Here is a 1,358-nt window from a genome sequence, read left to right as displayed (position 1 = left end):
TTTATAATTTCAGGATGTTATTGAGCCTGACTTTTCAAACAGTCTCTTATCGCCACCCCTGTCAAACCAGGACAGTTTTCAGGCATCCGTATGGGGTTCCGACACTGGCGCTACCATCATGAGGGGGATTCGTATATTTTCGACTTTGAGGCAGGGAGAAAATTTCACGTGATCGTCGTAACGGGTGGGGCCGGTTTTATTGGTTCGAACATTGTTGCTGCCCTCAATGAGGTGGGGCGGATGGATGTCGTGGTCTGCGACACATTGGGAAATGATGGAAAGTGGCATAACCTACGCAAACGTGTGATCCAGGATATCGTCCCCCCCCATGAACTCATGTCATGGCTGGAACAGCATGAAGATATCGAAGCGGTTATCCATATGGGTGCCAATTCCTCCACCCTTGCCAAGGATGGCGATGAGGTGATGGAAAGTAATTTCCGTTTCTCACTCTCCCTTCTCGACTGGTGCACGGCACGTGGTGTCAAGCTGATCTATGCCTCGTCCGCTGCAACATACGGCGATGGCACACAGGGATTCAGCGATCACCTGTCACTGGCCCATCTGCGGACTTTGCGACCGCTTAACCTTTATGGCTGGAGCAAACATCTGTTTGATCAGGTGGTCGCAACCCGGATGGAAAGCGGGAAGAAGCTGCCCCCTGTTTGCGTGGGCCTCAAATTCTTCAACGTCTTTGGCCCTAATGAACAGCATAAAGGGTCGATGATGAGTCTGGCGTCGAAATATTTCGACAAGATCAAAGCAGGCGAAACCATTGACCTTTTCCGTTCCCACCATCCGGATTACAAGGATGGGGAACAGTTACGCGACTTCGTGTATGTGGAAGATATTCTTGGCGTGATCCTGTGGCTTTTGGATCAATCCCACAGGGTAGCCCTCTATAATGTCGGAAGCGGCCAGGCACGGAGCTTTCGCAATCTGGTCGGGGCCATCTTCGATGTTCTGGGGCAGGAACACCGTATCCGCTTCATTGATATGCCAGAAGAAATACGACCACGATATCAGTATTTTACAAAGGCCGATGACACACGCCTGCGCACAGATGGCTATAACAGGCCGGGCACCAGGCTGGAGGATGCCATCGCGCATTTTGTGCGGACCTATCTCGATACGGACGACCCCTATCGATAAGAGGCTGTTTGAAAAGTCAGGATTAATAACATCCTGAAATTATAAATGTTTTTTGTGAAGCCTTTCCTAAAAGGCCTTGAATATTATTTGAAAACAACGCATTGATAAACAATAGAAAACGATTTTTGGTGTTGTCTTTCGATCGAAAACGGCGACATCTTGCGAAGCTTTTTGAAAAAAGCTTCACCAAAAACTTTTATGATTTC

At 48.5% G+C, this 1,358-nt stretch carries 1 protein-coding gene; it reads left to right on the top strand.

The features are described from left to right. Positions 1–168 precede the first annotated feature (168 nt). Positions 169–1,152, top strand: coding sequence for an ADP-glyceromanno-heptose 6-epimerase (gene rfaD, locus B7G66_RS09195; protein WP_040510312.1), 984 nt, complete (start codon positions 169–171; stop codon positions 1,150–1,152). Positions 1,153–1,358: the final 206 nt, after the last annotated feature.

Source organism: Novacetimonas hansenii JCM 7643 (assembly GCF_000964405.1).
GTDB lineage: Bacteria > Pseudomonadota > Alphaproteobacteria > Acetobacterales > Acetobacteraceae > Novacetimonas > Novacetimonas hansenii.
Note: the sequence above shows the minus strand (reverse complement) of the source record. Positions and strands in the feature narration are given on the sequence as shown.